We start from the raw sequence: 682 nt of genomic DNA, 5'->3' as shown, positions 1-682 counted from the left end.
AATAAATCAATATGTGTTATTTTTGTGTTGAAAATATACGTAAAAACGTATTTAATAAAAATGGTTATAATGATCATAATGTGTCTAAATAAAGGTGTGGTACTGGCTAAAACCCCGCATATGTGGGGTTTTAGCTTATTGGAGGAGATATGACAGCAGAAAATATGCAGAATATATAAGGGGATCTGTAGACAAAATGGTTGTCCTAGGGTGGGGAGAGTAGGCAATATCCAAAATACTCCAAATGAAATATACTTGTTGTTGTTGTACATTCACGCACTTGTTTTAATAAAGATATCTCGCTCTAAGCTCATTTCACAGCCATTTTATGCCGGCGTTCATAAATTTCATACTGCCGCTTGTGAATAATATCGTGAGGGGTATAACGGTCAAGCCCCGTAAATTATAAACCCCAGAGGTTATAAAACCCTGTAGATTATAAACATTGCGCACCCTATCTTACTTTATGAAAAAGTAAGTTGGTACTATTGGGGGCCCGTTGCCAAAATTGCGGCATGGGCTGTAGCTCTTGAGACGATTCATAATCTCGTTTACTGGGAGGCTTCTTACGAAGAGATATGCTTTTCTTGGAAAGTTTCTCGCCATACGGATCTTTCTGTTTGTGAACTGTAAGCGAAGAGGAGTGATTGATTTCAATAGAATAGAGGGGGAGAGAATTTTT

1 protein-coding gene is annotated in these 682 nt (G+C 37.5%); it reads right to left on the bottom strand.

Annotated elements, in window-relative coordinates:
* Window positions 1-454: 454 nt before the first annotated feature.
* On the bottom strand, window positions 455-682 hold a 228-nt coding region (locus ACFIL8_RS11925), incomplete at its 5' end, for a hypothetical protein (protein WP_375689992.1).

The organism is Bartonella sp. AP57NXGY, assembly GCF_042195805.1.
In the GTDB taxonomy this organism is placed as follows: Bacteria; Pseudomonadota; Alphaproteobacteria; order Rhizobiales; family Rhizobiaceae; genus Bartonella.
Note: the sequence above shows the minus strand (reverse complement) of the source record. Positions and strands in the feature narration are given on the sequence as shown.